4 protein-coding genes and 1 rRNA gene are annotated in these 6,777 nt (G+C 66.5%); 2 read left to right on the plus strand and 3 right to left on the minus strand.

Going from position 1 to position 6,777, the window contains the following annotated elements:
* Window positions 1-120 (minus strand): 16S ribosomal RNA (locus AB7O82_RS36145); the annotation flags it as partial.
* Window positions 121-945: 825 nt separating this feature from the next.
* On the opposite strand from AB7O82_RS36145, the gene AB7O82_RS36150 reads away from it, so the two are divergent.
* Entirely contained in the window at window positions 946-2,220 is a 1,275-nt protein-coding gene (locus AB7O82_RS36150; protein ID WP_428547091.1) for a M23 family metallopeptidase, read from the plus strand.
* A gap of 249 nt (window positions 2,221-2,469) precedes the next feature.
* On the opposite strand, the gene clpB is transcribed toward AB7O82_RS36150, so the two are convergent.
* Window positions 2,470-5,076, minus strand: a complete 2,607-nt coding sequence (gene clpB, locus AB7O82_RS36155) for an ATP-dependent chaperone ClpB (protein WP_428547088.1) — start codon at window positions 5,074-5,076, stop codon at window positions 2,470-2,472.
* A gap of 197 nt (window positions 5,077-5,273) precedes the next feature.
* Here clpB and AB7O82_RS36160 point away from each other — a divergent pair, with 197 nt between their 5' ends.
* The gene (locus tag AB7O82_RS36160) at window positions 5,274-5,831 is read left to right on the plus strand and encodes a DUF4337 domain-containing protein (protein WP_428547085.1); all 558 of its coding nucleotides are present in this window, start codon (window positions 5,274-5,276) and stop codon (window positions 5,829-5,831) included.
* Between the two features lie 446 nt (window positions 5,832-6,277).
* On the opposite strand, the gene AB7O82_RS36165 is transcribed toward AB7O82_RS36160, so the two are convergent.
* The coding region (locus AB7O82_RS36165) for a DUF4167 domain-containing protein (protein ID WP_428621686.1) at window positions 6,278-6,777 on the minus strand (500 nt) is incomplete at its 5' end.

A 6,777-nucleotide genomic window follows, 5' to 3' on the forward strand; every position in this document is an offset into this window, starting at 1 on the left:
GGCAGATATCCACGCGTTACTCACCCGTGCGCCACTCGTGTATTGCTACACGCGTTCGACTTGCATGTGTTAAGCCTGCCGCCAGCGTTCGTTCTGAGCCAGGATCAAACTCTCAAGTTTAACGTGCCTCCCCCGAAGGAGAGGCGAGATCCCGTCACTAGATTACTTTGTCCGACCTGGTCTGACTTGCGTCCGACCCAGCCGAACTTCGAACTAGCGACGGCAGAAGCATTCGCACCGATGGTGCAAACGCCCGCCGCCGCTGGCGTATCCCTTTCCAAACAAACGATGCATAGAGCGCACGACCCGGAGGCCGAGACCCTTGGCTGAGCGGGAACCGTTTTGGGTCGAAGAACCCTTCGTCGCAGTTACGCGCGACGTTTTCGGTACGCCCCGTTCGCCGTGGGAGCCGCGCTTATATGGGGGGGCTTTCCGGGTGTCAAACCGAAAATTGCAAACGTCTTACGGGCCGCCAGGAAGGCCCCGGCAGGCCATCGAAGCTATTGTGCCATCGATCTATTTCGGGCGCGCCGTCATCAATAGGTAGCGGTTCACATTGATCCTCGAATGGGGATAAATTCCTCCAAACGATAGCCAAACCCAAGCCCGAGGCCCGGCTCACCGGGCCCACATAGGTCAGTGGTCATGACGGATTCCCCCTCTCCGTCGGACCAGCCGAAAAGCCCGGGAAGCCTCGCTTCCTGGGCCTTCCGGCGGGTCCTGTTTGCCCTTGGAGCGGTGGCCCTGGCCGCTGGCGGATACGCATTTTTCCACAGGGGCATCCTTACGCCCGCCCCAGAAGCCGGTCCTGATTCTGGTGCCAAGGCGCCGACGGCCCCGGCTTCCGTAGCCCCAGGTTCGGCCCAGTCCGAGGCTAAAGCCCAGTCCGAGGCTAGAACCCAGTCCCAGGCTCAGGCTCAAGTCCCGGCATCGCCGCCGGCCGCCATGCAGCCGCCAGGCGCCGAACCAGCCCCGCCCCTCAAGGCGGACGAACTGTCGGGGTTCCGCCTGAAGCCGCCCGAGCCGCAACCCGAGCCTGATGCGCCGGCGAACGAGCGATACGAGCTCACCCTGCGCCTGGAACGCGGCGACACGATCGAGAAGATCCTGGCCGACATCGGCGTGCCGGAAGCCGAGCGCCAGCAGATCGCGCAGAAGCTCCAGAACCTGCTGCGCAAGCAGCGCCTCGCCATCGGCGAGGCGATCCAGCTCCTGATGCAGACCCTGCCCGAGCGGCCCGACGCCCCGCGCGTGCTGTCGCTCTCGGTCCGGCCGCAACCCGCGCGCGAGTACATCATCACGCGACAGGACGACGGCAGCTACGGTGCCGAGGAGAAGGTCTACAAGGTCAGCCCGCGCATCGTCCGCATCGAGAGCCAGCGCAAGGGTCCGCTTGTGCAAGGCGGCGTGAAGGCGGGCGTTCCGGCGGCCGCGATGAACGAGTTCGTACGCGCCCTCGCCTACGACATCGACTTCCAGCGCGAGATCAAGGAAGGCCAGAAATACACCGTGCTGCTCGAGCAGCTCGTCACCTCGGACGGTCACGTCACCCATCCAGGCCGCCTGCTCGCCGGCGAATGGCGTCTGCTGAAGCGCACCGTGACGGTGATACGCTTTCGCCCGCAGGGTGGTGCGGAAGGTTTCTTCAACCCGCAAGGCGAGAGCGTCGTGCGTTCGTTCCTGCGCACACCGATGGATACCTCGCGCGTGACATCCGGCTTCGGCATGCGCGAGCATCCGATCCTGGGCTTCAGCGCCATGCATGCCGGCGTCGACTTTGCCGCCGCGAGCGGCACGCCGATCCTGGCGGCCGGCAACGGCAAGGTGGTGATGGCCGGTCCCAACGGCGGCCACGGCAACTATGTGAGGTTGCAGCATACCCACGACGTCGCGACAGCCTACGCCCACATGTCGCGCATCGGGCCGGGCATCAAGCCTGGTGCGGTGGTGCGCCAGGGCCAGGTCATCGGCTTCGTCGGTTCGACCGGCCTGTCGACCGGCCCGCACCTGCACTACGAGTTCCTGCGCGGCGGCAAGCACGTCAACCCGCTGAAGCAGAAATTCGCCATGCGCGCCATGGTTGCAGGCAAGGATGCCGGCCGTTTCCGGGTGCTGGCGCGCCAGTATCTCAACCAGATGAAGAACGCGCCGATCGCGGCCGATCTCAAGCCGCCCAAGCCCAAGAAGGCCGACGGCGCACAGGTCGCGAAGGGCGACTGAGTTTCTCCTCCCCGGCGCAGCTGAGGAGGTGTCGCCGTCTTACGGCGACCTGCCTTCGCCGAAGCGAAGCCGCTTCGGCTTCGCGCAGGCAGGCGGAGGGGTCATGATCTTCCGGACCGCGGGCGTCTCGCCCGCTCAAGATCACGAGAAGAGCGGGCGGGACGCCCGCGGTCCACATGAGCCATGACCCCTCCGCCCCGTATGACGGGGCACCTCCCCAGCGAAGACGCAGGAGAGGAGACGATAGCGTCAGTCCGCCGCTTCGCTCAGCACGCGCTGACCGCCGACGACCAGCTCGCCGTTCTCGACCGTGACCTTGACGGTCTCGCCGTCGTTGATGCGGCCTTCGAGGATCAGCGTCGCCAGCGGATTCTGCAGGCTGCGCTGGATCACCCGCTTGAGCGGCCGTGCGCCGTACACCGGATCGTAGCCACGGTTGGCCAGCCACTGCAGCGCCTTGCTGTCGAACGACAGCTCGATCTTGCGATCGGCCAGGAGCTTGCGCAGGCGGCCGAGCTGGATCTCGACGATGTCGGTCATGTGCGCCCGGCTCAGGCGGTTGAACAACAGGATCTCGTCGAGGCGATTGAGGAACTCCGGCCGGAAGGCCCGGCGCACCTCTTCCATCACCTGGTCGCGCACCGACTCCGCCGACTCGCCGTCGCGCAGCGCCGCGAGATGCGCGCTGCCCAGGTTGGAGGTCAGCACGATCAGCGTGTTCTTGAAGTCGACCGTGCGACCCTGACCATCGGTCAGGCGACCGTCGTCGAGCACCTGCAACAGGACGTTGAACACGTCCGGATGCGCCTTCTCGACCTCGTCGAACAGGATCACCTGGTAGGGCCGGCGGCGCACCGCCTCGGTCAGCACACCGCCCTCGTCGTATCCGACATAGCCCGGCGGGGCGCCGATCAGGCGGCTCACGGCATGCTTCTCCATGAACTCGCTCATGTCGATGCGCACCATCGCCTGGTCGTCGTCGAACAGGAACTCGGCGATTGCCTTGGTGAGCTCGGTCTTGCCGACACCGGTGGGACCGAGGAACAGGAACGAGCCGATCGGCCGGTTGGGATCCTGCAGGCCGGCGCGCGCGCGGCGAACCGCGTCCGCCACCGCCCGCACAGCCTCGTCCTGGCCGACCACGCGCTTGTGGATCTGCTCCTCCATGCGCAGGAGCTTGCCGCGCTCGCCTTCCAGCATCTTGTCGACCGGAATGCCGGTCCAGCGCGACACCACGGCGGCGATGTCCTCGGGCATGACCTCTTCCTTCACGCCCTTGCCGCCGTGCACCGCGTGGCCCTCGGCCTCCTTGAGCTTCTTCTCGAGGTCGGGGATCACCCCGTAGGCCAGCTCGCCGGCCTTCGCGAGCTCGCCGCGACGCTGCGCGATCTCGAGCTCCGAGCGCGCCTTGTCGAGCTGCTCCTTGAGCTTCTGCGAATCGGCGAGCTTGTCCTTGGCCGACTTCCACTGCGCCGTCAGCTCGGCCGATTTCTGCTCGAGGCCGGCCAGCTCCTTCTCCAGCCTGGACAACCGGTCGCGCGAGGCGTCGTCGCTTTCCTTCTTCAGCGCCTCCCGCTCGATCTTGAGCTGGATGATGCGCCGGTCGAGCTCGTCGAGCGCTTCCGGCTTGCTGTCGACCTGCATGCGAATGCGGCTTGCCGCCTCGTCCATCAGGTCGATCGCCTTGTCGGGCAGGAACCGGTCGGTGATGTAGCGGTTGGAGAGCGTCGCCGACGCGACGATCGCGGCATCGGCGATGCGCACACCGTGGTGCAGCTCGTACTTCTCCTTCAGCCCGCGCAGGATCGAGATCGTGTCTTCGACCGTCGGCTCGGCGACGAACACCGGCTGGAACCGGCGTGCCAGGGCGGCATCCTTCTCGATGTGCTTGCGGTACTCGTCGAGCGTCGTGGCGCCCACGCAATGCAGCTCGCCGCGCGCCAGCGCCGGCTTCAGCATGTTGGAGGCGTCCATCGCGCCATCGGCCTTGCCGGCGCCGATCAGCGTGTGCAGCTCGTCGATGAAGACGATGATGTCACCCTCGGCCGCGGCGATCTCCGACAGCACGGCCTTCAGCCGCTCCTCGAACTCGCCGCGATACTTGGCGCCGGCGACCATGGCGCCGAGATCGAGCGCCATCAGCTTCTTGCCCTTGAGCGATTCCGGCACGTCGTCGTTGACGATGCGCAGCGCCAGGCCTTCGGCGATGGCGGTCTTGCCCACGCCGGGCTCGCCGATCAGCACGGGGTTGTTCTTGGTGCGCCGGCTCAGCACCTGGATGGTGCGGCGGATCTCCTCGTCACGGCCGATCACCGGATCGAGCTTGCCCTCGCGGGCCACCTGCGTGAGGTCGCGGGCGTATTTCTTCAACGCCTCATAGCTGTCCTCGGCCGAGGCCGAATCGGCGGTGCGGCCCTTGCGCAGCTCCTGGATCGCCTTCTCGAGCGCCTGCGGCTTGACGTTGCCCTTGGCGAGCGCGTCGGCGGCATCGGTGCCCTTGGCGAGCGCCAGCGCCATCAGCATGCGTTCCACGGTGACGAACGAATCGCCCGCCTTTTCGGAGATCGCTTCGGCCTGGTCGAAGACCCGCGCCGTTTCCGGCGCCATGTAGACCTGGCCGGCGCCGCCGCCCTCGACCTTGGGCTGTTTGGCGAGGCTCGCCTCGACGGCGCGATGGACGGCGCGCGAATCGCCGCCGGCAGACTGGATCAGGTTGGCCGCCAGACCCTCCGGATCGTCCAGCAGGACCTTCAGGATGTGGTCGGGAACGAGCCGCTGATGGCCTTCGCGAAGCGCCAGCATCTGGGCGCTCTGCAGGAAACCCCGCATGCGCTCGGTGTACTTCTCTTGATTCATCTCTCTACCCTTTCTTTTCACGCCCCCGTCGTGCGGCGGGCGAAAGAGCGGACCCTCTCGGAGGCATCCTGCCCGGCGATATGGGGAGGCCCTTGACCTACCTCAAGACCCCGAGCGCGGTGCGGCTTTCGGTTGTCAGCTTGATCGGCTATCAACGCCGCCCCTGGCGACGGAGTGCCAGGAAAGGAGCGCAATCCATGTCCGGTGGACACGGTCACGTCGACGGTTCGAACAAGAAGATCGCCCTGCTGGTCGCCGTGCTGGCGGCCTTTCTTGCGGTCTCGGAGATGGGCGGAAAGAGTTCCCAGACCGAAGTGCTGACCCAGCACGTCGAGGCCACCAACATGTGGACGTTCTTCCAGGCCAAGACGGTTCGACAGACCGTCGTGCGCACGGCCGCCGAGGAGCTGGAGGCGCAGTTCAAGGACAGCGGCACCATGCCGCCGGCGGTGAAGGCGCAGATCGAGCAGTGGCGAAAGACGGCCCAGCGCTACGACACCGAGCCGGAAACCCGGGAAGGCCGCAGGGAGCTGGCCGCGCGGGCCAAGGCGCACGAGGCCAAGCGGGAGCACGCGCGCGGCGCCTATCACATGTTCGAATATGCCTCGGCGGCCTTCCAGCTCGCCATCGTTCTGGCCGGCGCCGCGGCGCTGACCACCGTCATGTCGCTGGCGGTCGCCTCAGGCGGTCTCGGCCTGGTCGGCATCGCCTTCACCGCCCTGGGCTTCGTCGCGCCGACCTTGATACACCTCTAGGTCCGGGACGACGTCGCCGGGCGACCCATAGGCGTCAAATTTGTCGAAAGCCCAACAAAATCCTCATCCTGAGGAGCGCCCGAAGGGCGCGTCTCGAAGGATGGGACCCGGTGCTTGCACCATTCGGACCACAGCGAGGTTTTGAGAGCCGACCGAGACGACGCGCTGCGCGTGGCTCTCCAGGGTGCCAGCATCCGACCACCGGCATCGCGCATTTCGACCCTGTTCGACCTCCTGCCGAGGAGCGCCCAAAGGGCGGCGTCTCGATGCACGGGCACAGAGCACCGCCGCTGGAGCCCATCCTTCGAGACGCGCCCTTCGGGCGCTCCTGACGATGAGGACCTTGTTGGGCTTTCGACCCGCTTTATCCCTATGGGGCGACGCCACGTCTGACCACATGTCGCCTGGCCATGCGTGGTCCGCTCTCGTGGCTGGCCCGCCGCAGCTTAGCCGCGTCGTCCCGCCGCCGGCGTGTAGTCGGGCACGTCGGGTTGGTCTTCGGAAGCCGGATCATTGCCCGACGGGGCATTGCGGCCATTCTGCAGGAAGGCCACGCCGCCCAGGCCGGGTTCGGCCTCGCTGTGTTCCTCGCGATCGGCATGCCGTTCGCCCTGGCCGTGCCCATTGCCGTTGGCCTGCTGCGGCTGACCACCCGGCTGGCCCTGCTGCTGTTGCTGCGGGTTCGCCTGACCGTCCTCGCCGCCGACACCATCGCCCCAACCCTGGTTGTTGCGCTGGCCGAAGCCACCCATGGTCTGGATCACGCGGAAGTAGTGATCGGCATACTGCCAGTACGCCTCGGCCATGATCCGATCGCCCGACGCTGCCGCCTCCCGTGCCAACGCCTGGTACTTGTCGAACACTTGGTGGGCATTGCCGCGGACCCGGACATCGGGGCCGCTGCTGTCGAAGATCTGGTTACGATTGGGCGGGCGGTTGGGGTTGT

Source organism: Reyranella sp., from assembly GCF_050185545.1.
Classification (GTDB): Bacteria; Pseudomonadota; Alphaproteobacteria; order Reyranellales; family Reyranellaceae; genus Reyranella.